General features: G+C 52.2%; 21 protein-coding genes. 13 read left to right on the top strand and 8 right to left on the bottom strand.

Annotated elements, in window-relative coordinates; genetic code table 11:
* Window positions 1-31: 31 nt before the first annotated feature.
* Complete coding sequence (locus tag P0D43_RS08495; RefSeq protein WP_394672171.1) at window positions 32-1,372, bottom strand: sigma-70 family RNA polymerase sigma factor; 1,341 nt, start codon at window positions 1,370-1,372, stop codon at window positions 32-34.
* Between the two features lie 552 nt (window positions 1,373-1,924).
* Between P0D43_RS08495 and ahpC the strand changes: the two genes are divergently transcribed.
* The 8 genes from ahpC (at window position 1,925) to P0D43_RS08455 (ending at window position 11,736) form a co-directional block, all read left to right on the top strand.
* On the top strand, window positions 1,925-2,488 hold the full coding sequence (ahpC, locus tag P0D43_RS08490) for an alkyl hydroperoxide reductase subunit C (RefSeq protein WP_159568490.1): 564 nt from the start codon (window positions 1,925-1,927) through the stop codon (window positions 2,486-2,488).
* Window positions 2,489-2,585: 97 nt separating this feature from the next.
* Complete coding sequence (gene ahpF, locus P0D43_RS08485) at window positions 2,586-4,157, top strand: alkyl hydroperoxide reductase subunit F (protein ID WP_394672170.1); 1,572 nt, start codon at window positions 2,586-2,588, stop codon at window positions 4,155-4,157.
* Window positions 4,158-4,608: 451 nt separating this feature from the next.
* The gene (locus P0D43_RS08480; protein ID WP_394672169.1) at window positions 4,609-6,138 is read left to right on the top strand and encodes a PepSY-associated TM helix domain-containing protein; all 1,530 of its coding nucleotides are present in this window, start codon (window positions 4,609-4,611) and stop codon (window positions 6,136-6,138) included.
* A 1-nt stretch (window position 6,139) separates the two neighbouring features.
* Complete coding sequence (locus P0D43_RS08475; protein WP_394672168.1) at window positions 6,140-6,412, top strand: DUF3325 family protein; 273 nt, start codon at window positions 6,140-6,142, stop codon at window positions 6,410-6,412.
* 5 nt (window positions 6,413-6,417) lie between these two features.
* The gene (locus P0D43_RS08470) at window positions 6,418-6,915 is read left to right on the top strand and encodes a sigma-70 family RNA polymerase sigma factor (protein ID WP_394672167.1); all 498 of its coding nucleotides are present in this window, start codon (window positions 6,418-6,420) and stop codon (window positions 6,913-6,915) included.
* The gene (locus P0D43_RS08465) at window positions 6,912-7,883 is read left to right on the top strand and encodes a FecR domain-containing protein (protein ID WP_394672166.1); all 972 of its coding nucleotides are present in this window, start codon (window positions 6,912-6,914) and stop codon (window positions 7,881-7,883) included. The genes P0D43_RS08470 and P0D43_RS08465 overlap by 4 nt, the downstream gene beginning before the upstream one ends.
* Window positions 7,884-7,953: 70 nt before the next feature.
* Entirely contained in the window at window positions 7,954-10,392 is a 2,439-nt protein-coding gene (locus P0D43_RS08460) for a TonB-dependent siderophore receptor (RefSeq protein WP_394672165.1), read from the top strand.
* A gap of 99 nt (window positions 10,393-10,491) precedes the next feature.
* Window positions 10,492-11,736 carry a DUF2325 domain-containing protein gene (locus P0D43_RS08455; protein WP_394672164.1) on the top strand — a complete coding sequence of 415 codons (1,245 nt, stop codon included), beginning with the start codon at window positions 10,492-10,494 and terminating at the stop codon, window positions 11,734-11,736.
* 23 nt (window positions 11,737-11,759) lie between these two features.
* On the opposite strand, the gene P0D43_RS08450 is transcribed toward P0D43_RS08455, so the two are convergent.
* Window positions 11,760-14,183, bottom strand: a complete 2,424-nt coding sequence (locus P0D43_RS08450; RefSeq protein ID WP_394672163.1) for a TonB-dependent siderophore receptor — start codon at window positions 14,181-14,183, stop codon at window positions 11,760-11,762.
* Window positions 14,184-14,357: 174 nt separating this feature from the next.
* Between P0D43_RS08450 and P0D43_RS08445 the strand changes: the two genes are divergently transcribed.
* Together P0D43_RS08445 and P0D43_RS08440 are read left to right on the top strand one after the other, a co-directional pair.
* On the top strand, window positions 14,358-14,882 hold the full coding sequence (locus tag P0D43_RS08445; protein WP_394672162.1) for a sigma-70 family RNA polymerase sigma factor: 525 nt from the start codon (window positions 14,358-14,360) through the stop codon (window positions 14,880-14,882).
* Entirely contained in the window at window positions 14,879-15,871 is a 993-nt protein-coding gene (locus P0D43_RS08440; RefSeq protein WP_394672161.1) for a FecR domain-containing protein, read from the top strand. The genes P0D43_RS08445 and P0D43_RS08440 overlap by 4 nt, the downstream gene beginning before the upstream one ends.
* Before the next feature lies 1 nt (window position 15,872).
* Here P0D43_RS08440 and P0D43_RS08435 read toward each other — a convergent pair whose 3' ends face one another.
* From P0D43_RS08435 to P0D43_RS08425, 3 genes are read right to left on the bottom strand one after another with little or no spacing between them, the layout of a single operon-like run.
* Window positions 15,873-16,193, bottom strand: coding sequence for a DUF3325 family protein (locus P0D43_RS08435; protein WP_394672160.1), 321 nt, complete (start codon window positions 16,191-16,193; stop codon window positions 15,873-15,875).
* The gene (locus P0D43_RS08430) at window positions 16,186-17,904 is read right to left on the bottom strand and encodes a PepSY-associated TM helix domain-containing protein (protein WP_394672159.1); all 1,719 of its coding nucleotides are present in this window, start codon (window positions 17,902-17,904) and stop codon (window positions 16,186-16,188) included. Before P0D43_RS08430 ends, P0D43_RS08435 begins: the two co-directional genes overlap by 8 nt.
* 12 nt (window positions 17,905-17,916) lie before the next feature.
* Entirely contained in the window at window positions 17,917-18,216 is a 300-nt protein-coding gene (locus tag P0D43_RS08425) for an iron uptake protein (RefSeq protein WP_394672158.1), read from the bottom strand.
* A gap of 167 nt (window positions 18,217-18,383) precedes the next feature.
* Between P0D43_RS08425 and P0D43_RS08420 the strand changes: the two genes are divergently transcribed.
* From P0D43_RS08420 to P0D43_RS08410, 3 genes are all read left to right on the top strand, one after another.
* Window positions 18,384-18,959 (top strand): hypothetical protein, encoded by a 576-nt coding sequence (locus P0D43_RS08420; protein ID WP_341237862.1) that lies wholly within the window; start codon window positions 18,384-18,386, stop codon window positions 18,957-18,959.
* 56 nt (window positions 18,960-19,015) lie between these two features.
* On the top strand, window positions 19,016-20,941 hold the full coding sequence (locus P0D43_RS08415) for an alkaline phosphatase D family protein (protein WP_394672157.1): 1,926 nt from the start codon (window positions 19,016-19,018) through the stop codon (window positions 20,939-20,941).
* Between the two features lie 104 nt (window positions 20,942-21,045).
* A complete protein-coding gene (locus P0D43_RS08410) occupies window positions 21,046-21,936 on the top strand; it encodes a DMT family transporter (RefSeq protein WP_159568484.1) in 891 nt (296 codons plus the stop codon).
* Between the two features lie 23 nt (window positions 21,937-21,959).
* Here the strand turns inward: P0D43_RS08410 and P0D43_RS08405 are convergent, their stop codons facing one another.
* From P0D43_RS08405 to P0D43_RS08395, 3 genes are all read right to left on the bottom strand, one after another.
* A complete protein-coding gene (locus tag P0D43_RS08405) occupies window positions 21,960-23,588 on the bottom strand; it encodes a hypothetical protein (protein ID WP_394672156.1) in 1,629 nt (542 codons plus the stop codon).
* Entirely contained in the window at window positions 23,581-24,048 is a 468-nt protein-coding gene (locus P0D43_RS08400) for a TadE/TadG family type IV pilus assembly protein (protein WP_394672155.1), read from the bottom strand. Before P0D43_RS08400 ends, P0D43_RS08405 begins: the two co-directional genes overlap by 8 nt.
* A 324-nt stretch (window positions 24,049-24,372) precedes the next feature.
* Window positions 24,373-24,951, bottom strand: a complete 579-nt coding sequence (locus P0D43_RS08395; RefSeq protein WP_394672154.1) for a hypothetical protein — start codon at window positions 24,949-24,951, stop codon at window positions 24,373-24,375.
* Window positions 24,952-25,022 lie beyond the last annotated feature (71 nt).

Below are 25,022 nucleotides of genomic sequence, written 5' to 3'. Positions count from 1 at the left end.
AAAACAAAAAAGTACAGTGATAGACAACAATTTATTGGGTGTGATCGCGAGCCACCAACAACACAGGGCTTGCAGCCAATTTGTGGTGCTGAATCAATTGGACCGGCAAAGCGTCCTGTAGCGCGGCCAGGGCAACTTCTGGCTTGTTCAGCGGGAAAGTACCCGAGACAAGCCAGTTTTCCACTGCGGCATCACAATGAATTTGCGCGGCTCTGTAACGGCTGATTTCAGCGGCCCATGTTTTCAAGGAAACAGAATTGGCAACATACAGGCCACGCACCCAGGCTGCCCTGTCTGCTGAAAGCTCGCCGTGCATGACTAGACCATCAAACCCAAACTCCGCTTGCTCACCAGCCTTCAACAGGTGTCTTGTGCCTTGTATCAATGGTTGCCATTGAACCATGTCTTCAAACACTTCGATTTTAGTAGTGCGTAATTTTTGTTCAACAGAAAATACAGTGCCCAAGGCTTGGGCATATCCTTCCCGGGTTCGCACCACGGGTTTTGGTTGTTGTGAATCAAAGACACCTGCTGTACGAATCATGATTCGCCCACGCCGTAACACAATCAACTTTTGAGTTGTTGTAAATGCAAGTTCCACCGCAGTGTCGGAATCAAGCGTGATTTCACTGCCGTCGGGCAAGGTGTGAGTTTGAATTTCGCCCTTGGCGCTTAGCAAGTCCGCGGAATAATCGCTGCGACGATACCCATAAAACAACCCGCTGGTACCGAACAAAACAGCCAGTGATTTAAGCAGGGCACGGCGACTGAAACGCGGCATGGCTGCCAAGGCCCGGGAAGACACTATTCGCTGCTCTGGATTGATATTTGAAAGATGTTTGGCACCTTGCTCGAAGTTCAGACAGCTTTGTTGCGCCTGGGCCATGTATTTCTTGACCATGCTCAACGAAACACCCAATTCCAGCGCGATGTCTTGCTGCTTTTTGCCTTCCAGTTGAGCCAACAAAAAAGCCTTGCGAACTTTCCATGGCAATTCTCGCAAGTATCGATCAAGCTCCAGCAGTGTTTCGAACAAGACGGCTTTTTGCTCTGGGCTAGGTGTATGTTCGCAGGGATGAGCCGCCAACGAAGCAAGATATGCTTTTTCCAGATCTGCCCGCCTGTAATGGTTAACCAACAAACCATGTGCCATTGTGGCTAACCAGGCTTTAGGTTCACGAATGGCTGGCAACTTTTGTCGCTGCTCATACAACTTCACGAAGACGTCTTGGGCAAGCTCGCAGGCCACGTCATTGCAACTTAAGCGACGTCGAAACCAGCCCGCCAACCAATCCACATGTTTGCCGTAGCAATGAACGAACTCGAGATCCAGAGCGTGTTCCTGAAATGTGGAATTGCTATCACTGTGCATGAAAAACCAAGCTGAATCAGCGCTTAAATTTTTATTAATGAGAATTATTTTCGTTTATATTGACAAGATTTTGCACCGCTGTCAAGATCGGCCCATTACCAGTCACAAAACTGTGCCATGAAAATTTCCGCACCGCACCATCCATTCGCAATTATTGCTGCCACATTCTCTCTAATGTCAGCTTGGTCCCAATCAAGTCTTGATCCGCACCACCCCGCAAGCAAAAGCAGGCACTTGTTAATACGCAAGATCATCAACAACCTGAACATGCTTAAACAGCATTCCGAGATCGATCCCACCTTTGCCGTAGTCGTCGCCAACATTGAGAAGTCGTGGACAGAGATTGCTCAGGCTTGTGGCATGGAATGTAACTGCCAGACATATTCCCTTTTGCATTAATCACTTGCAGCAAACAATAAAAAGTTCACTGAACGATAGTGAAAATTTATTCTAGAATTTTTCCAATAATATTTTGCAATCGCACAAAATTTTGGTTAAAATCACTTTGAATTTAAATTACTTACTGTTCATTAACTTTTTGGAGGACTGCAAATGTCTCTGATCAACACCACAATCAAGCCGTTCAAAGCCACTGCATACTGGAATGGCAAAGAAATCAACCTGACCGAAGCCGACGTGCTGGGCAAATGGTCCGTTTTCTTCTTCTACCCTGCCGACTTCACATTCGTATGCCCTACTGAATTGGGCGACCTGGCTGACCAGTACGAAGAATTGAAAGCCATGGGCGTGGAAGTGTTCTCTGTGTCCACCGACACCCACTACACCCACAAAGCCTGGGCTGACGCCACAGAAACAATCGGTAAAATCCGCTTCCCAATGATCGGTGACCCCACCGGCCAGATCACACGCAACTTCGACGTGATGATTGAAGAAGAAGGTTTGGCACTGCGCGGTACATTCGTACTCGACCCACAGGGCGTGATCAAGGTCATGGAAGTGCACGACCTGGGCATTGGCCGTGACGCATCTGAACTGAAGCGCAAAATTCAAGCCGCCCAGTACATCGCCAAGAACCCAGGCCAGGCTTGCCCAGCCAAGTGGAAAGAAGGCGACGCCGCTTTGACTCCATCACTGGACCTGGTTGGCAAGATCTAAATTCAAATCACCTTTGAATTGGTAGTAGTAAACCGCTCCCCACAAGGGAGCGGCCCCATGTTCAAAAACACATGAAGAACATCCCCCGGAGTACCCCATGCTCGACGCAAACATCAAACAACAACTGAAGACCTATCTGCAGATGCTGCGGCACCCCATTGAATTGGTGGCCTCGCTCGACAACAGCGACAAAGCACGCGATATGGAACAGCTTGTACAAGAAATCGCAGAGTGTTCAAACCAGGTTTCCGTGCGCCTAGACGGCGACTACAACCTGCGCCCCTCCTTCTCGATTGCCAAGCAAGGCGAAGAAGGCCGCGTGCGTTTCGCCGGTTTGCCCATGGGCCATGAATTTACATCGCTGCTACTGGGCTTGCTGCACGTGGGTGGACACCCACCCAAGGTGGAAGCAGACGTGATCGAACAAATCAAGGGTTTGCAGGCACCCGCAAATGGCGGTCACTTTGAAACCGTGATCTCATTGAGCTGCCACAACTGCCCGGATGTTGTTCAGGCATTGAACACCATTGCCGCGCTGAACCCGGCTTTCAGCCACACCATGATTGATGGTGGCATGTTCCAGCCACTGGTGGAGCAACGCAAGGTGATGGCCGTGCCCACCGTGTTTCAGGGCACCCAAGGTGACAGCAACGAAAGTTTTGGCTCAGGTCGCATGACGCTGGAAGAAATTATCGCCAAGCTGGACACTGGTGCTGCTGAAAAAGACGCGGCCAAACTGAACGCCAAAGGCGAGTTTGATGTGTTGATTGTAGGCGGTGGCCCAGCAGGTGCTGCCGCTGCAATTTACGCCGCGCGCAAAGGCGTGAAAACCGGCGTGCTTACCGAGAAATTTGGTGGCCAGGTATTGGATACGCTCGGCATTGAAAACTTCATTTCCGTGAAAGAAACAGAAGGCCCAAAACTGGTGGCTGCACTGGAACAACACGTGAAGGAATACGACATTGACGTGATGAGTTTGCAACGCGCCAAAGCCTTGCAAAAACTTGCGGATGGCAAGGTTGAAGTGGAGCTGGAAAATGGCGCCAAGCTGACCAGCAAAACCATTATTCTGAGCACCGGTGCACGCTGGCGCGAAATGAACGTGCCCGGTGAAGCCGAGTACCGCAACAAAGGCGTAGCCTATTGCCCCCACTGCGATGGCCCCCTTTACAAGGGCAAGCGCGTGGCGGTGATTGGTGGTGGCAACAGCGGTGTTGAAGCCGCCATTGACCTGGCCGGCATTGTGAAAGAAGTGACCCTATTTGAATTTGACACCAAGTTGAAAGCCGACGCGGTGCTGCAGAAAAAACTGAACAGCTTGCCAAATGTGCGGGTGATTTTGAATGCGCTGACCACCGAGGTAAACGGTGACGGCACCAAGGTGTATGGCCTGAGCTACAAAGACCGTGCAACTGATGAAGTAAAGCAGGTTGAGCTGGAAGGCATTTTTGTTCAAATCGGTTTGCTGCCCAACACCGACTGGCTGAAAGGCACATTGGAATTGAGCAAGCACGGCGAAATCGTGGTGGACCACAAAGGCCACACCAGCATGGAAGGCGTGTTTGCCGCAGGCGACTGTACCACAGCGCCTTACAAGCAGATCATCATCGCCATGGGCGAAGGTGCCAATGCCTCCCTGGCGGCATTTGATCATTTGATTCGTCAGTAAGTCCCCGCCTCGTCCCGCTGCCACACTCGGCAGCGGGAACATTGTTTCTCCCACTTGAAACAAACATCAAATAAATCGTTGGTTTGAACAGAAATATGCATTTCATTTAATAAAAATAATTATCATTAATATTGCTATATGCAACTTAATTCAATTCCACTCCCATGAAGTCCCTTTCTTACGGCAAACCTTTCGATATTTCGGTTCGTCTGCTAATCGCGACCATCGGGGGCTATTTCATTTCAATGTGGGCAACCATATTACTCACACCTGTTTTACCGGGGCAACGACACACCCAGGTTTTGACTGCGATTGAAATTGTGTTCCTGATTTATCTCGCAGTTTTTATCTGGGCTTTTACACGCCTGTCATTGAAGCGACTCAGCCTCGAGACCTTTGCTGCACTATTGATCAGCGGAGCGGCAGTGTGGGCCACACACGGGGGCCTGTTATGAAGCTGTCTTTCCGCGCACGCATGTCTGCCCTTCACACCTGGACCGGTTTGCTGTTGGGCTGGGTGTTGTACTTCATGTTTGTGACCGGCACGCTGGGTTATCTGGACACGGAAATAGACCGGTGGATGAAACCGGAACTGCCCGAAGCACAATACGTTTCAGAGCCGAGCCAAGCCATTCAAACCAGTTTTGATTACTTGAATTCGGTTGCGCCGAATGCTGAAAGCTGGTTAATTCAGCTTCCGAAAAACCGCAATCAACCCTACCTGCAAGTGCACTGGAAACTGCCAGATGAAGGGGCACGCAAAACCGAACTGCTCGACATACACACTGGCCAGCCATTCGCCACGCGAGAAACAAAAGGCGGGCAATTGCTTTACCAAATGCACTGGAAGCTGCACTACCTGCCGCGCACCATCAGCGACTGGGTGGTTACCGTGGCCACCCTGTTCATGTTTGTGGCCATTGTGACTGGCGTTATCGTTCACAAGAAAATTTTCACCGAGTTTTTTACCTTTCGGCCCAAGAAAGGCGCGCGCTCGTGGCTCGACATGCACAATTTGATGAGTGTCACCACCCTGCCCTTTCAACTCATGATCACCTACTCCGGTTTGGTGTTCATGATGTTTGTTTGTTTTCCCTGGATCATTTCCACCTTCTACGGCCCTGGGCAGGACAACAAACAACAATTTTTTCACGAGGTATTTGTATCACTGCCCGATGCAAAACCTTCAGGAACACCCTCAGCCATGCTTCCCGTTCCAGCCTTGCTGGAAGAAGCTGAAAAACACATGCCACTGCAGCGTATTTCGGGCATTGAAGTGGAAGCGCCCAACGATGAGGCCAGCAGAATTGCATTCAATTCAGGTGTTTCGGAATCATTGTTGAGAAGTGCAGAAATCGTGACCTTGAATGCCAGCACAGGCGAATTGATTTTGCATCGCACACAAACCGGATCGGCAGCACGCGGATTTCGCGATGTCATGCTGGGCTTGCATGAAGGCTTGTACGCAGGCCCCTGGCTTCGGCTGTTGTATGTGGTGTCAGGTTTGATGGGCTGTGCCATGGTGGCCACCGGTGTGTTCTATTGGGTGAAGTCTCGCCAGAAGAAAGAAAAGAAAAACACGCAACGCAAAGACCTGCGTTGGGTGCAAGCCGTGAACGTGGGCGTGGTGCTGGGTTTTCCGGTGGCTTTGCCGGTTTACTTTCTGGCCAATCGTCTGCTGCCAACGGACTATGCAGGCCGAAGTGAAGTGGAAGTGGTGTGTTTGTTCTCCGCCTGGCTTGCCGCCATTCTCGTGGCCAGTGTTTTGCCAAGCAAAAAAGCAGTGTTGTGGCTAAGTGTTGCTGGTGCATTGCTTTACGCCCTGCTTCCAGTGCTGGCGGCCACAACATCGACACGGCACTTGTTCAATGCGCACATGCATCAGGACTGGGTGCTGGCCGGGTTCGATGCCACCGCCCTGTTGACAGCAATGCTGCTGGCGGTGCTGGCCCGGTATTGCCATCGCAAAAAGGAAGGCTGACATGTTGGCTCTCGCGTTCATTTTAATTTGTTGTGCGCTCGCGTTCATCGCAAGTGGCATGTATCGCCACCAACGCGATCCCGCATTCCAATTGCTTCAACGCCTGGGCAGCCCCTCGGTAAGGCGTTGCGCAGGCTTTGTGTGGCTGGTCTTCGCGCTGCTTTTACTCACAACAAACAACACACTTTCGCATGCACTGGTTGAATGGTTCGGTTTGTTCAGCGTGGGCAGCGTGCTCACCATGGTGCTGTCCAGATTCGGCAGGAAAGGTTGAACAACATGGCCAGCCATACCGATCCACGCAGCCTGTTCACCAACCACCATGCCTGGCTACAATCCTGGCTGGTGCGCAAAATGGGTAACAGTTTCGATGCCGCCGATTTGGCCCAAGATGTGTTCATGCGGGTTCTAACCCGCCAGCACACACAGCCGCTGGGAGAACCACGCGCCTACCTTTCCACCATTGCAAAAAATTTAATGGTGGACCACTGGCGCAGACGTGCACTTGAAAAGGCATGGCTGGAAACGCTGGCAGCCATGCCCGAGGCAGAAACACCCGCCCCCGAACAACGACTGATGTTTCTTGAAACACTGATGGAAATCGATCGCGTACTGGATGCTCTGAAACCACCCGTGCGGAAAGCGTTTTTACTGGCCCAGCTTGACGGCTACACCTGCCCGCAAATCGCCAAGGAATTGCAGGTGTCGCTGGCCACAGCAGAACGCTATATTTCCAGGGCTTTGAAGCAATGCTACAGCCTGCGGTTTGAATCATGAACATGTTGCCCAAGCATATTGTTGACGAGGCCATCGCCTGGACCGTCAAGCTGCACTACAACACACCCACTGAAACCACGCTGGCCCGTTTCACTGAATGGTTACAACGACACCCTTCGCACAGAGAGGCCTGGCAACGCGTGTCTGCATTCAAGGTTGAGCATTCAAAGGTGCCTGCCAAACTTGCCCACGCCACCCTGAACTCTCTTCAGCAACAACGCCTTGCGGAAACACAGCAACGCCGGCGCGTGCTGAAGGTACTTGGCTTTGGCGCACTCGCAATTGGCAGTGGGTGGCTGGCGCGCGACCACACACCTTGGCAGCGCATGGTTGCAGATGTCAGCACCTCGGTGGGCGAGCAGCGCACACTAAGCTTAAGTGATGGAACCACCCTGACCTTGAACACCGATACGGCTGTGAGTACCCACCTGACTGGCCCTACGCGCCGAATCACGCTGCAGCGTGGCGAAATTCGGATCGACACCGGGGCTGATGTGAACCAGCCCAGCAAGCGACCTTTTTTTGTAGATACCCCTTTCGGTCCAATTCAGGCAATCGGCACCCGGTTCACGGTACGGCTGTACAACGACGGTGCAAAAGTGGCTGTTCAGGAAGGCGCTGTGCGTTTGTTTCCAGCCAGTGGCACTGTGCCCGCCTTGGTTCAAACCGGTGAACACCACTGGCTTGGCAAAACACACACCGAAAAACTGCACACCACAGCAATCGATCCTGCAAGCTGGGCGGAAGGTGTGATCACAGCCGAGAACATGCGCCTTGAGGATTTGATCAGAGAACTGGCCCGCTACCGCACCGGCATTTTACGTTGCCACCCCGGCATTGCAGACCAGCGTGTTTCCGGCATTTTCCAGATTCAGCAAATCGACAACACACTGCAATTTCTGGCGCGCACTGAAAAGCTGAAGCTTACTTACCGCACCCAATTCTGGGTGAGCATTGAGGGGATTTGAGTTTTCGCTCGTCAAGTGAGGTGAAACCCTATTTATTCATTTCAATCACCCTGACTTTTTCGAGCGTTCAATGAACACATCCAAATCTTTTCACGGCCTGCGCATGAAACCGCTGGCAAGCCTTGTACAGGCCACCCTGCTCAGCATCGGCCTGGGCACCACCTTGCATGCACCTGCTTTCGCACAGACAAGCGTTGCAAATCAGCAAGCCGAACAAAGCTACAACATTGCGGCGGGCCCACTGGGTGCTGCACTGGAGCAATTCGCACGCACTGCCAACGTGAACCTCAGTTACAGCCAGGGTTTGGTGGCAGGCAAACAAAGCCAGGGTGCCAGGGGTAATTTCAATACCCAAGCTGCGCTGGACATGATCTTGAGCAACACCGGAGTTGAGGCCAGCACACAACAAGGTGGCGGCTTTGTGCTGCGCGCGGCGCCTGTGCGCAGTGGTGGCACCCTGCCCACCGTGTCCGTGGCTGCACAGGCAGAACAGGAATCAGCAACAGGCCCAGTCATTGGTTACCGGGCCACGCAAAGCAGTACAGCCACACGTTCAGATATCGCACTGCGCGACACGCCACAATCGGTCACCGTCATCGGTGAACAAGCCATTAAAGATTTGGCGCCTCGCGCACTGGACGAAATCGCCGACTACATTGCCGGCGTGGACAAGGAAGGTGTACAAGGCAACCCCTACGCCATCAGTTTTTACCTGCGCGGCTTTAACACCGCAGGCGCGGCAAGTGCCTACAACGGCTTTCGCGAAAGCGGGTTTGAAACACCACAATCAGCCGTGAACATTGAGCGCATTGAATTTTTGAAAGGCCCGGCTTCGGTGTTGTACGGTGGCGCAGGCTCACTGTCGGGCCTGGTGAATATTGTGACCAAACGCCCTGAAGCTGAAACCAGCAGAACACTTGAAACGACCATTGGCAGCTTTGGCCTGCTGGGCACCAGCCTAGACAGCACAGGCTCGCTCAATGAAGACGGCAGTGTTCGCTATCGACTGACCGCCGATTTGCAAAAAGACGGTTTTTTCGCAGACCAGTTGAGTGGCAACAGCACCATGGTCAGCCCCGTGTTGGCGTGGGATATTTCCGAAGACACCACGGTTGAATTCGAACTGCTGACCCAAAACATTGATCGCCCAGGACGTGAGCCATTTTTTATTCGCCATCCCGATTTTTTCAAACTTCCAACTGACATTCAACTTGGCGACCCGACCAACCCATTGGGTGCGGGTGGCAAGCTGACACGCGACCTGGCCCGCATCGACTTTACACACAAGCTGGAGAACGGCTGGAAATTCCGCCAGGGTTTTTATGCCAACAACGTATACAGCGACGACAGCACCATTCAGGGCACCAGCTACGACCCCACAACCAATTTGCTGACTCGCCGTGTTCGGCAGGTGGAGTCTTATGATCGTTCCCGAATTTCCCAAACTGAGCTGTCTGGCCTGGAGCAAACCAGCAATATTGCGCACAACTGGCTGGTCGGTTTCGAATATGGAAAAATCACCACAGGCTTTAACTTCCGCGTGGCGCCTTACACACCATTGAATATTTTCAACCCACAGTATCCCGGTCAGGCCACCGGTCCAATTGTAGAGTTGCTTCCGGGTACTGATTCTGGCAGCAACACGCAGGCCATTTACTTTCAGGACCTGATGGACTTCGGCAATGGATTCAAAGCCCTGTTGGGCGGTCGATACGATGAACTGGAAACCTTTAGCCAAGACCGCGTTGCAGGCAGCACCAAAACCGAAAAATCTGACTCTGCATTTTCTCCACGCGCAGGCCTTGTGTGGCAACCACGCGATGATGTTTCTTATTACGCCAGCTGGAGTAAATCTTTTACACCCAACAGTGGGCGCGATATCAATGGCAACGACTTTGATCCTCAAGAAGGTGAGCAATACGAGATTGGCGTGAAGTACGACTTCACACCAAGAATGACCATCAATGCAGCGCTGTTTGATTACACACGCCAAAATGTTTCCACGACTGATCCTGCCAATATTGGTTTCAATATTGCAGTGGGTGAACAACAATCCCAAGGCTTCGAGCTGGAGGTGTTCGGCGAAGTGATGCCAGGTTGGGAAATGATTGCCAGCTACAACTACATTGACGCCAAAATTACCCAGGACAATCGACTGCCTGTGGGCGATCAACTCGCGGGTGTTCCTGAAAATGCATTTGGTTTGTTCAACAAATTCAATCTGGGTCGCTTTGGTTTGTCCCGCTGGAGCATTACTGCAGGTGTAAGCTACGCCGACGCCCGCGTATCTGGCCTGCCCAATGACCCGGCCGGTCCTTTGACCGCAGCGGATGTCGAGTTGCCCTCCTACACCAAGCTGGACGCCGGTGTCATTTATGATGCAGGCGACTGGAGCGTTCGCTTAAGCGGTGCAAACCTCACGGATGAAAACATCTACGATGGCTACATTTCAACTTTTGCTCCACGCGCTGGCCGTTCATTTAACTTGACCTACAGCACAAACTTTTAATATTGCTTTCGCCCACCTGAACTTTTCAGGTGGGTATTGCTTGTCAAAACAGCAGCATTTATTGATAATGATTATCATTAACAATAATTTCAGTTGATCATGTCCTTGCCTCCCGAACCCTATCTTGGCCAAGCCGCCACACCCCTGTTCGCAGTCAAAACGACCATTCACGGTACACCCAGCCCGGTGGGCTCAAGACGGCGAAGGCTGTGGGAAATGTGTGGCACCGCGCAATACCCTGTGGTGGGTATTTGCCTGCCGATGACAGTGGTGAAAAAACTGGCCGCCAAACATTTGCAACATACGGAGAGCCGCGCCAGCGACTATGAAACACATTGTGCAGTGGTGGTGGCCTGCAAAACCAAATCGACCTTTGGAAAATTGGTACAAGAACAGCTCGACATGAAGTTTCAACATGAGCTGCGCGCAGTACAAAGCCTGAAAACCCGAGAGGCCTTGTGGGCTCACTGGACTGAACACAAGGAAGCAGCCAACTTTCCCGGCGTGTTCTGGAGCGTGTTAAGTCACCCCCGCTGCGATGCTGCCATGGAGTTTGAAGTGCTGGGCCATGCCCACATGCTGCAACACCAGGCGGGTTGTGAACGACAAACTCACGAACGGCACAAAACGGCGCTGCAAGAACAATTAAAAGCAGCACTGGCTAGCAACAAAAAGCTGGAAGAAAAATACCTTGCCCTGCAGAACACCCACACTCAAACCCAACAACGCCAGCAAGACAGCATTTCAGCATTGCAAACCGAGTTGGCCAGCCAACAGGGTGAAATGCAAAAACTGCAACTTGCATTGAACATTGCAACAACCAAACCCATGGAATCAAGCAGCGAACTGGTGGCCGAGGTTGAAGTTATGCGTGCGCGGGTTTCCTCGCTCAAAGCTGCCCACCAGCTTGAATTGTCCTCTATTCACGCACGCGTGAAAGAACTGGAAGCCTTGTTGGCCAAACGCCCCACTGCTTTTGCCATTCAGCCCGCGGAGGCCTCAACACCCGCCTGTACAAAACCCTGCAACAAGCCGCTGGAAAATCGCTGTGTGTTGTGTGTCGGCGGGCGCCCATCGGCAGTGCCACTGTACAGGCAAACCGTGGAAACCCGTGGTGCCACTTTCATGCATCACGATGGCGGGCAAGAAGAAGGCATTGCCCAACTGGATGCAAAACTGAACAGTGCCGACCTGGTAATTTGCCAGTCTGGCTGCGTAAGCCATGAAGCTTATTTTCGGGTGAAGGAACACTGCAAGAAGCGCGGCATTCAGTGTGTATATGTGCAGAACCCAAGCAAGTCTGCATTAAGAAAGGCGCTGCAAACCTTTGCAGCGCCTGCTTGAAGTTTCAGTGATTCTCGATTGACTTAAAACGCGAGGTTCGCAGACACGCTCACCGTTCTGTACTCACCAGGATAGCAGGCAGCACCTGTGCTGAAACAAGATGAAATATAACGCTCATCCGTCAGGTTCTTTGCGTGTAGAGCCAAACGCCAGTTCTCCAGGCGATAGTACAAGGCCGCATCGAACAACATGAAGCTGGGCACGGTCAAAGTATTGGCTGCATCGGCAAAGGAACGCCCAACATAGCGAACACCTGCACCATAAGACCAACCCGCCCAGTCTGCATTTTGCAGATCATGCTTGAACCACAGACTGCTGTTTTGCAACGGTACCACAGTGGGTTTGTTGCCCTGGTTGCCCGTGTTGCTCACCGTCACCTCGGCGTCAATGTAGCTGTAGCTTGCGGACAAACTCATGCCGCGCGCAATTTGCCCCACAGCTTCCAGTTCAATGCCTTTGTGTTGTTGCTCGCCAACCTGAATGCTAAACCCGGGATTGTTCGGATCGGTGGTGCTGACATTGCTGCGTACAAGATCGTAGACCGCGGCGGTAAAGGACAAATTCTTGCCAGCTGGCTCGTACTTCACACCCAACTCCACCTGCTCGCCTTCCTCGGGCTTGAATGGATTGCCTGAGAAATCAGCACCCGCAACTGGAACAAACGAGGTGGCGTAGCTGATGTACGGCGCCAAGCCGTTGTCGGCCAAGTACAGCAAGCCAGCACGCCCGGTGGTTTTGCTGGCATCGGTCACTGTCAGGGTGTCGCTTAACCGCTCAAATGAATCAATCTTCACTTCGTCACGTCGCAAACCGAACACACCCACCCATTTTTCATCCAGCTTCATTTGATCCTGCAAGTACAAACCATATTGTTTGCCACTTTCCAGCAGGCTGAATGTTTCACCAGTGATGGTCACAGGGCTGCCGTAGACTGGATTGAACAGGTCGATGGCACCCACCGTTCCACCCAAACTGATTTGGTCCTGGTCGTAGCCAAAATAATCGAGACCACCGATCAAGGTATGCTTCAAGCGCCCTTCACCAAACTGCCATTCCACCTGGTTGTCCACAACCAAAGATCGAACTTCCTGATCGAATATGGTGGGGCGCCGCGTCAATGTGCGTTGGTCGGCTTGCAAGGCACCGGGGAAAATGATTTTGGAGTCAACGCGGGCATCGGAGTGACGCAAGTTCTGGCGAAAACTTAAACCCTCCTTGAACTTGTGTTCAAACACATAGCCAATTTGAAATTCGCGGAAACGTTCCCCATCGCCCTCAAACTCGGGTTCACCGATAAACCGTTCAAGTGGAATTTGCCCATTCGAATTGGGCAGCAATGTGCCCACGGCAGGCAGAGCACCCGGACGAACCTGCTTGCTGTCTTGCGCCAACGCGAGGAAGGTCAGTGATGTCGCGGCAGAAGGCTGCCAAGTCAATGATGGGGCAACATAGGTGCGTTCGCGATCCACGAAATCAATTGCATCTTCGCCCTCAGATCGCAGCACATTCAAACGCCAGGCGAAATCACTGTTCTCACTGGCACGGCGGTTTAAGTCAAGCCCCAGGCGCAATGAGTCATATGACCCATACCCCAATAACACCTCGCTGGAATCAGTGAACTGCGGGCGCTTGGACACCACATTGACCAAACCACCGGGTGGCAATTGGCCATACAACACCGACGCTGGCCCCTTGATCACTTCAATTCGCTCAAGACCCCAGGGCTCATTGCCAAAAAACTGCAAAGTGTACTGTCGCAAGCCATCGCGCAGCAAAAAATTGCTTTGGGTGAAGCCGCGAATAATGACATCATCGCGCCCTCTTCGGCCGAAAAATTCATTGGCAGTAACACCTGCCACATTGCGCAAAGATTCGCTTACTGTCACGTTGTCGCGGTCAGTAATCTGATCACGCGTGATCACGGAAATGGCCTGAGGTGTTTCGATGAGTGGCGTGTCGGATTTGGTGGCCGACCGCGAACGTGTGGCTCGATAACCAAAGTCGGGGCCAACCGGGGAATCCGATTCACCTGTGGTATCTACCCGTACGTTTGGCAGAACGGACGCCCCCGAGCTGGCACCAGCACCACTAGGTACAAGCAGCAAGGAATAACTTCCATTGCTTTGCTGAACAGCCTGTAAACCACTGCCAATCAAAATTTGCCGAAAGCCACTGACAACCGTGTATTCACCTTTCAAGCCCTGACTTTGTTTGCCCGCGGTCACTGCCGCATCAACCGACAACACCACGCCGCTGGCTGCGGCGAATTCATTCAAGACACGGTCCAGCTGACCGCCTGAAATATTGAAACTTTGAATACTGGTATTGGCAGCTTGGGCCATCACCGGCATAGCGGCAAACGCAGAACCACCTGCGATTGCTGCGGCAAGCAGGTGAGGTAAGCGACGCCGTGCAAAACGCACCAGGCGCCCGGTTTGGGTCGACATCAAATTTCTCCTCGGTTACAACAAATTCAAAAAGGTTCAACACCCCTGCAAACGGGTCATCTATTGGTATTCCGAATGAAATGCAAAAAGTGTCATCAAAACATTCACAACTTGCGAAAAATTTGAAGATTGAATTAGAATGAGAATGATTATTGTTTAAATGAATCACCTACTGTGGCCTATTCTTCCGTCGACACATTCAAAAGCTCGGTTCATGCGCTGTATGAAGCGCATCAACCGTGGCTCTTCCAGTGGCTACGAAAGAAAACCCAGTGCAGTGAGCAAGCCGCTGACCTGTCTCAAGACACCTATATTCGGGTTCTACAAAACGGGCATACGCCACCGCCCGAGAGCAGCCGTGCCCATTTGGTCCAAATCGCCAAAGGGTTGATGATTGACCGCTTCAGGCGTATCGCCGTAGAGCGTGCCTACCTGGAAAGTCTGCAAGCCCACCCCGAATGGCAACAACCCTCACCTGAGGAACAGCGCGTGGTTCTGGAGGCACTGATTGCAGTAGATGCCGCCCTGAGCAATTTGCCCCAACGAAGCCAGGACGTGTTTTTGATGTCACAGCTCGACGAGCTCACCTACAGCGAAATTGCCAAAAAGTTAAGTATTTCTTTCTCCACGGTGCGCAAAGACATGTTTACGGCGCTCAAGGCTTGCCACCTCGCCATAGAAAAACTGGACTCGCAATGAATAGCCAGGCAACACAAATCCCAGAGGCAGTGCTGGATCAAGCACTGGAGTGGCAAGTCACACTCAGTTCAGGTGAATGCAGCGAGCAAGACAAGGAAGCCTTTAAGCTTTGGTTGATTGCTCACCCAACGCACGCCGAAACCTGGAATAAATTGACTGACAACTTAGGCAAGTTGAGCAAAATTCCGGCAGCGTTGACACGCAATGTGCAGCACTTGGCCAACCAGGAATTACAAAGAAGACGCCAGTGGTTGAAGTCAGTGGGTGCTCTGCTGATCACCGGCACAAGCGCATTTGCCTTAAGCAATACGCCGCAAAGCAAAATTCACTTGGCTCAATATCGGACTACAAAAGGTGAAATACGAACACTCGAATTACCCGATGGCAGTTCGCTTACCCTGAATTCAGCAAGCGCAGTGGGCATTCATTTCACATCGCAAGTGCGAGAGGTTGTGCTGCACACCGGCGAAATACAACTGCTCAGTGCAAAGCAAAGTTCAACCAACCCGGCACCGTTGCAAGTGCGGGTTCGGGAAGGGGTGACCAGGGCCATCGGCACACGCTTTACTGTGAAGCGACACAGCCACTACAGTTTGGGTTCCGTGGATGTTGCAGTTCAGGAAGGCATGGTCGAAGTAAGTCCTAAAATTTTGGGCGCCCAGCCTTTGCGCCTAAAAGCTGGAGAGGCAGTGCAATTTGACTCACACAAAGTGGGAACTCCCGCCACAATCAAAAATTCAGCGCATGCTTGGACCAAAGGCCTGTTGATTGCTGAACGGCAATCGCTTTGCAACTTCCTGAAAGAACTACAACGGCACAGGCCCGGCGTTATAAGATGCGATCCAGCAGTGGCTGATTTGCTGATCTCGGGAGTGTTCCCGCTGAACAACACCGACTACGTGCTGGAAACAGTTGCAAACACACTTCCTGTTCAAATCAGGCAGCTGACGCCGTACTGGACGATAGTTGAACACCGTTCAGTTCATTGAATCAAGAAATGCGAACAGGCCATACCACCTTCAATACACTCGGCCTGTTGGCAAGCGCAAAGGCCACCGCCACAGCCGCCCCAACCATCAACATAATCCACACCAGCGCGGCAATCGAAGACCTGTCAGCCACCAAACACACCACCAGTGACACCAACAACGCGGTGTAACCCAACACCTTCAGTGCCACGCGGGGTGGACGACTTTCAGCCAATGGAATCTGCTTCACTTGAGCCCAATGCACGTCCATGGACAATGCCAGCCAAGCCATTCCCACCATGCTGAGCAAGGCAGCGGCAGTTAGATAAAGTGCTTCAGGCATGGGCCACCTCGCCCGCTTTGGATTCAGTCTGCTTCTCGCCTTTTGAAGTCAATGCCGGTATGCCACGCTCGCGCCGCGCAAGTTTCAACGCCGCCCAGCCACCAATGAAGGCACATGCCAACAGGCTTAAATCAACACCTGCAACGGGCCAATAGGCGTCGGTAAAAATAGTCTTGATCAAATGATCTCCGGTGGTGGCCCAATTCAACGCCACAGCTGAAATGCTGAGTGCCACAAGGCCCCAGCATTGCTCGCGCCAGGCCGGGTTGAACAAGCCGAGCGCTACGGGTGCGCTGCGAACATAAGCGTGCAGAAAGCTCAAAGCCCAAACGGTCCAGAAAGCTGCTTTTTCCCAATCGGCTTTGCCCAACATGTCGGGTGGCAAAATGCGATTCATCACCAACATGCCCACTGCGGCCATCACCATACCGGTTACGGTGGTTACTGCCAGCGAGTCGACCACTCGGCTGGCATTGCTGCCACTTTTTGCGTGCTGAGTCTTGCGTTTTTCAACAAAGAAAACAAAGCCGGTTGCGATACACACAGCACCCAATAAGCCACCCAACACATACAGCCAGCGAAGGAACCAGTGTTCAAAGTGCTGCAAATGCAGGCCTGTCAAAAATTCATTCACCTCTGAAACAGGCGTGCGTGGCGGGTCTTCACTAAGCACTTCCCCGGTGCTGGTTTTAAAATGAATACCCTCTCCCACCAAGGCAACCCGGTCGCTGCCTGCGCGGTAAATGCTCACATAACTGTTGGCATCGCCCACATGGTGCATCACCAGGAATCCCACTTCCCCGGCCATGTCGCGGTCTGCCCAACGGCGCTTGGCCTCTTCAACCATGGCATCCACACTGCTCATTGTGCCGGGAACACCCGCAGCATCATGCGGCAACCCAGTGGAGGCAGCCTCGTGAATTTCATGCTGTTTGTGAAGCGGATCGAGCATGGTGCTGGTCACGGGCAAGAAATAAAAACTGGCGAAAATGACCAAACCCGTGAATGCAAAAAAGAAATGAAATGGCAAGGCCACCACACCGGTGAGGTTGTGTAAATCAAGGCTTGCGCGCTGAGTTCGCTTCCAGGGCCGGAACGTGAAGAATTCGCGAAACACCTTGCGGTGCATGATGACACCCGTGACCAGCGCCGCAAGCATCATCAAAGCGGCCAAGCCCACAATCCAGATACCCAAATTTTTCCACTTCAACTGCAGGCTGTAGTGCATGGGGTAAAACCAGTGGCTGCCAATTTTCAGTTTGTCGTCTGGCAACACTGCACCCGTGCGCGGATCAAGCGTCACATTTTTGTGAATGTGATTGTGATCCTCGGGGTTTTTGGCCAGTGGCACACCGTAACCCACGCCAGCCGCCAAAACGGGGTCGCGGTGGGTCACATAGGCCCAGTATTCGTCGACAGGCAATTCAGTGCGCGGAGTCATTTCGCCTTTGGCTGGGTCGTGCAGCCTTGGCATGTTCGTGGCGTAATCCACCTCATCGGGTTCAAGCTGTTGCAAGGCGGGCAACAATATATTGTCAAACGAGGGCATGGGCTGAGCTTCAAAGCGTGTTTCGGGAATGGCCCAACGGTCTATTTCACGGTCGAACACCGACAGTGATCCGAAGAAAAAACAGACCATCAACACAAAACCCAACACCAAACCAAACCAGGTGTGCACCCAAGTCATGGACAAACGGAAATTACTTAACACCCCACTACCCCTTCAAGACAACATGGTTTGTTGAATCAACCAGGCCGACAGAGTCATCACAGCCCCACCCCCAGCCAATACAGCCCATACACGGGCCACACTGCGGCAGGCAAATGCCCACAGAAATACGCCAAGAAACACCAAAAATGCCAGCATGAGTATTCCGGTTTCAGCCTCGTGAAAATCGACCCCCAATGCCGCCAGCCCAGCGATACCTAAGCAAGCAAAGCCCCAGGTAAATGCATAGCCGCCAAGCAGTGCGCTCAAAATTCGATTAGTTACCCAAAGATTCACGCCGCCAGCCTTGTTCATTCACAAAACACTCGTAATTTTTAATGAACAGTAATGATAATTATTCCTACTTATTAAATCAATTGATCAAGTGATTTAATTTGCCTATTGCTGGTTTCAAGAAGGCGAGGCAGGGGTCATCTGCTAGCATCAAACAGTTGTAACCTGATTCGCCAAAACCAATGTCCATGCTGAAACTCAATATCGGGGCAATGCTGATCCTGTTGGCAAGCCACACGGTACACGCCCAAACCCCCACCCCGCCCCTGGTTGACGAAAGTGAATTGCGCACCTGCCTGCAGCTTGAACAACAAGGCCTGAAACGATTCAACACCCTTGAACAACGCGCCAGCGACCTGCGTGGCAGCGAAAAACTACTGAACGAACGACGTGTTGCCCTGCGGAATCAGCAAACAAATCTGAACACAGGCAAACCGGACAAGAACGCGGTGGATGGTTTTAACGAGGATGTGAACACCTTCAATTTGCAAGCCGACCAACTGAATGCTGACAAGGCGGTCTTCGAAAATGATTCCCGCAGCTACGACGACTGGATCAACAACACCCTGAAGCCGGCCTGCAACAAGGTCAGCAACAAAGCAGTCAACCCGGTGACCTCCTATTACGCCTGCGGCTTTGATGGCACACAAGCACTGAGCGACACACCGCACTGCAAAACTTTGCCCAACCTTGATCAATTGAAAGCGTGTATTCAAAAGGCTGGCAGCAAGGCCAAAGCGCAGGAAAGCTGTCCACCAAATTAATAGTAAAACGTTGATAGGGATTGTGTATTTTTCCCCCACCTCACCCCAGTCGCAGTATGAGCATCAACACCCTTCTGGCCGGCCCTGTATTGCGCCGCATGCAAAGCGAGCGAATTACCCTGTGGTTGGCAACCTCCAAGCCCGTGCAATGGCGGCTTGCCCTGTTTCCAGACAAACACGATTCTCAAGTGCATGAAATTCGCGGGCATTGCCGTGAACTGAAGGTGGCAGAACATTTCTACGTTCATTTGATCGATCTGCCCCTGAGTATGCCCTTGCCCACTGACAGCTGGGTGGGCTATGAACTCAGCTACAAAAACGACACAGACGGTGAGTGGATCAACCTGACCCAAGAATCCCCCCACTTGCTTTATCCCGGTAAAAGCACGCTGGGCTTTGTCATTCACAGCCGGGTTCAAAGTGTTTTGCACGGCTCGTGTCGAAAGCCCCATTACGCACGCAAGGAAGGCACATCTGCGGGCGACGGACTGGTTCGGGCCGACCAGCATTTGCTTGAACTGGCTGACACACCCACCGAGTGGCCGGCACTATTGATGATGGGCGGCGATCAAATTTACACCGACGATGTGGCTGGCCCCATGCTGGTGGCCATACACCGCTTGCTTGATGAATTGAATTCACCCGCAGAACACCTGCCCGGCACACAGTTGGAGACCAGCCACACCCTTCACCGTGAGCAACCGCATTACTACACGCGCGACCAGTTGCTGCCCAAAACAAAAGCCAACAAAGACATTCGTACGGTGCTGTTTACAGGTGTAAAAAAACCGGTATTCACCACAGACAATGCACGCAATCACCTTATTTCGCTGGCCGAAGTCATGGCCATGTACCTGCTGGTGTGGTCGCCCATCCCATGGCGCTACACAGAAATGACCATTCCTGTGGACGTGCCCACCGAGTTCGCTGAACGCTATGAAGCGCAACTTGAGGCCATGGAAGAATTTGTCGCCGAACTCGATTGCGTACACCGCCTGATGGCCCACATCCCTGTGGCCATGATGTTCGACGACCATGACATTACTGATGACTGGAACCTGAGTGCAGAATGGGAAGCCACTGCCTACAGTGAACCATTTTCACGCCGCATCGTTGGCAATGCTCTGGTGGCCTATCTTGTCTGCCAGGCATGGGGCAATGCACCGGAAAACTTTTCCGACGACATGATGAATCGCTGCGACGAAGCACTTCAATTGCCCGGCGAAGAAGCGCATGAAGAACTGATCACTGAACTGATTGCCTTCCGCAGTTGGCAATACAAGTGGGACACTGAGCCAGCACTGATGGTGGTCGACACGCGAACCAATCGCTGGCGCTCAGAATTCAACCCTGCTCACCCCTCGGGCTTGATGGACTGGGAGGCCCTGTCGGAGTTACAGCAAAGGTTGCTGGGTCATGATGCAGTGTTGCTGGTTTCACCTGCACCGATATTCGGGGTCAAGTTGATTGAAACCATCCAGAAAGTATTCACCTGGTTTGGCAAACCGCTCATGGTCGACGCCGAGAACTGGATGGCTCACCGGGGTGCTGCCAGCACCTTGTTGAACCTGTTTCGGCATGGAAAAACACCACAAAATTTTGTAATTTTGTCGGGCGACGTGCACTACTCATTTGCTTACGAGGTCGAGCTTCGGAGCAAGAAAAACAGCCCCAATATTTGGCAAATTACCAGCAGCGGATTTCGAAACGAATTTCCGCGCAAACTGCTCGACATTCTCGATCGTTTGAACCGGTGGCTGTACGCGCCCTGGTCACCGCTGAACTGGTTCACCAAACGCCGCAAAATGCGGATAGTGCCGCGCAAACCTGACCACGGCAGCCGTGGAGAACGGCTGGTCAATGGCAGCGGCGTTGGCTTGCTTACGCTTGACGCCAACGGTGCACCGCTAAAAATTACTCAGCTACTGGCCGATGGCGACTCGATCGACTTCAGAAAACGAATGGAAGACGAGGCACATTAGTCGTAATAAATTATTCAATTGTTTCGGGAATTGCTCTCGGGTCGCCTCACGAACATTGAATACTTCAGCATACTTGCGCATTCACTCACTACCTGCTGAAAACCATGAGTCAAGCCAGTGCGCTACGATTGTTGTTGCTGTCCATGATCTGGGGCTCGTCATTTGTATTTTACAAAATTGCGGCGGCCGACATGGCACCTGCTTTCATGGCGGCGCTTCGGGTTGCGTTTGGTGCCGTGTTTCTTGGGGGGTTGTTCGCAATTACCCGAAAACAAACCCAGGTCGCAAAACGCTGGAAGCTGATTGCTGCAATTGCCGTGTTCGCTTCTGCCCTGCCTTTCACCTTGGTGGCTTATGCCTCATTGACCGTAACAGCATCGGTGCTGGTAATTATCAACGCCACAGCCCCAATATGGGCCGCACTAGTGGCACTGGTGTGGACCCGCGCTGTGCCTGCCCCCATGGCCTTGCTTGGGCTTGTTTTGGGCCTGGTGGGCGTTGCAATCATCGTAGGCTTTGATGCAACCACATTGAATACCGAAGGCGCAGAACTGGGTGTGGCTGCCGCACTGGGTGCCGCAGCCTGCTACGGCATTGCGACAAACATGGCAAAGTATTTGGGCAACGACATTGATCCGCTAACCAATGCATTTGGCTGCCTGCTTTTGGGTTCATTCATTTTGCTGCCTTTTGTGCCATTCAACCTGCCCGAACAAATACCGGCAGTCAGTAGCTGGCTTGCCATTCTGGGTGTGGGTATTCTTTGCAGTGGTGTGGCCTACTTGCTGTACTTCAGGTTGGTGATGGACATTGGCCCCACATCAGCGCTGACCGTGACGTTTTTGACACCCGTATTTGGCGTGTTGTGGGGCAATCTGTTTCTGGACGAAACTGTGGGTTGGCACACTTTCATCGGGGGGCTGGTCGTGCTGGCAGGTACCGGCCTGGCTGCAGTGTACGGCCTGCAAAAAATCGAAGCTGTGCCCGTGGATTAACGCCGTCCCGTTGCAACCTTCTTTTATCGGGTCAACACCACGCTTTGACAATCCATGGAATCTACATTGACCACCACATTGTTCAAATCAATACCAAGAACTTGAAGCAATCCATCCAGTATGTCCCCAACAGCACCGAGAATCGGACTCAAAACTGGCCTTAAAGCAATTAGTAGCGTATTGACCAATGCATCCACAGTCGCTTGTATCAATGGCCCAACAAGAGGAAGGTTGACCCCTAAGTTTAGTTGGGTATTTGACAACAAATTGCCAAGGGTTTGACCCAAATCAAGATCCACTGTTTCCTGGAAAGGAGCAACACCGTCGAAACTCAAGTTGACGGGATCAGCCCTAAGGCTTGTGCTTGCACCAGCGGTGACCCCCGCATTCACCAAGCCCAAGAAGGTGACGTTCAGAATGTTCGCTGGCGCACCGCAATTCAGCGCGCCAACGGTGGTATTCAAGTTTGCAGAACTTTGCGCAATGCAGACATCCGCCACGGAGGGAACCACGGTCATCTGAACATTGTTTTCAGCCCGAGGATACCGGCATGTCAATTGATTGACCTCAGCCAAACCGCCCGCCACGCGCATCTGCAAGCGCATGTCCAATGCACTGAGACTAATCAGCGCCAAATTCAGGTTCAAAGGCTGTCGAATACGAACACTCAAGGCAACTTGCGCGGTTTTTGCACTTGCTATTGGGTCCTTGAAGGGCATTTTTCGACCCACAAACACTTGGGGCGCCTCGAGAATGTTCACTCCGACATCCAGGTTGAGAAGCCCTGAGGAAATAGGCAGAACGTAGCCCACCCCCTGCACTGAGTTCAGCACCGTGACTTGGATAAGTTCACCCAAATTGACTTCCAGCGGCGTGTTGGTTCGACCCGACAAGTCCAGCGCCAACAAATCGCCCACCGACAAATTGACCCGGTTCAATGGGCCACTCAGTGCACTCAGCAATCCTTCAACCGGCATTTTTTCGGCGTCAGTCGCATTGCCCACCAACAACGCATCCTGGAGTAGTCCAAGCGCCGATACGTTCAGCGAGAGCAGGTCATTCACATTGCCAACGCCCAACTCAGTGGCCAGTGCCAGCAAATCAACACGAATATTGCTATTTAGCAGGCTGCCCCATTGGGCCACATTCAAATTGATTGCCCCCCCACCCAATGCAGTCAACAAGCCATTCAATAAAGCGGACTGGCTGGTGCTAACCGACGCCAGGGATGACGCAACCGTACCGACTATTGTCGGGGCCACTGTTGCCTCTGCAAGAACAGCGACCTCGCGGTCAGGCAAAAACACAAACAGTCCGTTAACCGGGCGGACAATGCGGACCCTGCTGGTGATGGAGTTGTCGCAATCGTTGGTGGGTGCGTTGTCGATAATGCACTCAATGGTCAACACATCGTCTTCACTCACGCCGTTGGCCAGTGCAATGGCTTGTGCTTCAGCAAACTCAGGGCCGTTGGCCATTTGGCGTGCAGCGGTTAAAGCAACCAGATCAGCAACACCCTGCAGGCGGGTTTTTTCCCAAGCCGTGTGGCCCACGGCAAGAACGCCCAAGGCGCCCACACTCATCATGAGCACAAACACGGTCAAAATTGAATAGGCACCGCGTTGTGATTGGTGTGAATTTGGCTTAACCATCATTGGGCTCCACACGTGTTGTGGACTGGGCGGACAAGTTCTCGGGCAAAGGAATAAAGAAGGAATTGCCCACCAAAGGGTTACGGCTGTAATTGGGATAATCGAGGCGAACTCGAAGGCAGGTGGAATCGCCACAGGCAAAAGAATTCACAGATGGCACAACACTTTCACGAAAAGGCCCCACATACGCGGGCAACAAATCTGCAAGTGCATCTCGTGCAAGGGTCTCGTAATCACCGACCGAGAAGCCGCTTCGATACACAGTGGCTTGACGTGCTGCCTCACTGGTGGTGTTGTTCATGATCAACATGGCACCCAACAGCACCGAGTACTCCACAATCGCGAAAACAACGGCCAATAAAATGGGCAGTGTCAGCACCAGCTCAACCATGAGCGCACCACGCTGACGTAAATCGGATTTGATTTCCATGATGGGATCTTTGTCGAATGGGTTAGTCAAAAGGTGTTAACCAATTTTTACTTAATCACTTTGCCATTCAACACTGAGAACAATAGGAATGAATAGGATCAATTTTACCCTTTTATTTGGGTAAACGAAAAATATTTCACTTATCTTTCAAGTAGATGAAGATTATCGCGATATCTAAATCAAACTCCACCAAACAATTGCTTGAAAAGAATTACACCAATATTGTGTCCGTTTTTTACTTACAAACAAGATGCTCTTTTAATGATTTATTTGTTATTTCAATCCGGGAGACCATAAAAAAAGCCGACTATAAAGCCGACTTTAAGAGGCAAAACAAAACTTAAAACTTACAGATTAATCATCCCGGCCTCGGCCATGTTTTCCGTGCCCATGACCACCACGGTTGTCATTTTTCCAGTGTTTACCGCCATGCCCACGGTGATCATGCCGATCGTCGTTGCGACGGTATTCACGGCGATCATAGTCCCGGCGGTCGTAATCGCGGCGGTCGTAGTGGTCACGGCGATCATAGCCCCCGCGGTCCACGTAGGTGATGCGGTCCCGATACACATATCGCTGCTCAATGTAGCGCGGGCTGGAGTCGTAGTAGTCGCGAGACCTTACAAAATACACAGGGCGTGAACAGGCGTCATAGCGACCGCAGTAACGGCCCCACTTCTTGAGATGTCCGGGTGGCACGTGCAAGTAGACTGGCGCCAGGATCCGCGAAGGGCGAGTCACAATCAAAGGCTGGCCGTACACCAATGCCGGGTAGCGCCCATTGTCAATATTGACAGACCCATACACGCCGGGAAGCACTTCCCCACCCACGCCAATTGATATATTGACGGCATGCGCCTGCATGGGAGCCAGAGCAAGACCAGTCAAAACAGCAAAACTGGCCGAAAAAATTCTGAACAATCGAGTTTTCATCACAAATCCTCCTTGCGGTGATGTCAACTAAAACGCTTCGACCCTCGTTTGGTTGACTCGGAATAAACGAG

Origin of the sequence: Limnobacter sp., from assembly GCF_043511195.1 — a bacterium.
Lineage (GTDB): Bacteria > Pseudomonadota > Gammaproteobacteria > Burkholderiales > Burkholderiaceae_B > Limnobacter.
Note: the sequence above shows the minus strand (reverse complement) of the source record. Positions and strands in the feature narration are given on the sequence as shown.

Excerpts from the sequence above, each read along its gene's own strand:
- P0D43_RS08495 (WP_394672171.1), bottom strand. The coding sequence starts at position 1,372 with ATGCACAGTGATAGCAATTCCACATTTCAGGAACACGCTCTGGATCTC.
- ahpC (WP_159568490.1), top strand. The coding sequence starts at position 1,925 with ATGTCTCTGATCAACACCACAATCAAGCCGTTCAAAGCCACTGCATAC.
- ahpF (WP_394672170.1), top strand. The coding sequence starts at position 2,586 with ATGCTCGACGCAAACATCAAACAACAACTGAAGACCTATCTGCAGATG.
- P0D43_RS08480 (WP_394672169.1), top strand. The coding sequence starts at position 4,609 with ATGAAGCTGTCTTTCCGCGCACGCATGTCTGCCCTTCACACCTGGACC.
- P0D43_RS08475 (WP_394672168.1), top strand. The coding sequence starts at position 6,140 with ATGTTGGCTCTCGCGTTCATTTTAATTTGTTGTGCGCTCGCGTTCATC.
- P0D43_RS08470 (WP_394672167.1), top strand. The coding sequence starts at position 6,418 with ATGGCCAGCCATACCGATCCACGCAGCCTGTTCACCAACCACCATGCC.
- P0D43_RS08465 (WP_394672166.1), top strand. The coding sequence starts at position 6,912 with ATGAACATGTTGCCCAAGCATATTGTTGACGAGGCCATCGCCTGGACC.
- P0D43_RS08460 (WP_394672165.1), top strand. The coding sequence starts at position 7,954 with ATGAACACATCCAAATCTTTTCACGGCCTGCGCATGAAACCGCTGGCA.
- P0D43_RS08455 (WP_394672164.1), top strand. The coding sequence starts at position 10,492 with ATGTCCTTGCCTCCCGAACCCTATCTTGGCCAAGCCGCCACACCCCTG.
- P0D43_RS08450 (WP_394672163.1), bottom strand. The coding sequence starts at position 14,183 with ATGTCGACCCAAACCGGGCGCCTGGTGCGTTTTGCACGGCGTCGCTTA.
- P0D43_RS08440 (WP_394672161.1), top strand. The coding sequence starts at position 14,879 with ATGAATAGCCAGGCAACACAAATCCCAGAGGCAGTGCTGGATCAAGCA.
- P0D43_RS08435 (WP_394672160.1), bottom strand. The coding sequence starts at position 16,193 with ATGCCTGAAGCACTTTATCTAACTGCCGCTGCCTTGCTCAGCATGGTG.
- P0D43_RS08425 (WP_394672158.1), bottom strand. The coding sequence starts at position 18,216 with ATGAACAAGGCTGGCGGCGTGAATCTTTGGGTAACTAATCGAATTTTG.
- P0D43_RS08420 (WP_341237862.1), top strand. The coding sequence starts at position 18,384 with ATGCTGAAACTCAATATCGGGGCAATGCTGATCCTGTTGGCAAGCCAC.
- P0D43_RS08415 (WP_394672157.1), top strand. The coding sequence starts at position 19,016 with ATGAGCATCAACACCCTTCTGGCCGGCCCTGTATTGCGCCGCATGCAA.
- P0D43_RS08410 (WP_159568484.1), top strand. The coding sequence starts at position 21,046 with ATGAGTCAAGCCAGTGCGCTACGATTGTTGTTGCTGTCCATGATCTGG.
- P0D43_RS08405 (WP_394672156.1), bottom strand. The coding sequence starts at position 23,588 with ATGGTTAAGCCAAATTCACACCAATCACAACGCGGTGCCTATTCAATT.
- P0D43_RS08395 (WP_394672154.1), bottom strand. The coding sequence starts at position 24,951 with ATGAAAACTCGATTGTTCAGAATTTTTTCGGCCAGTTTTGCTGTTTTG.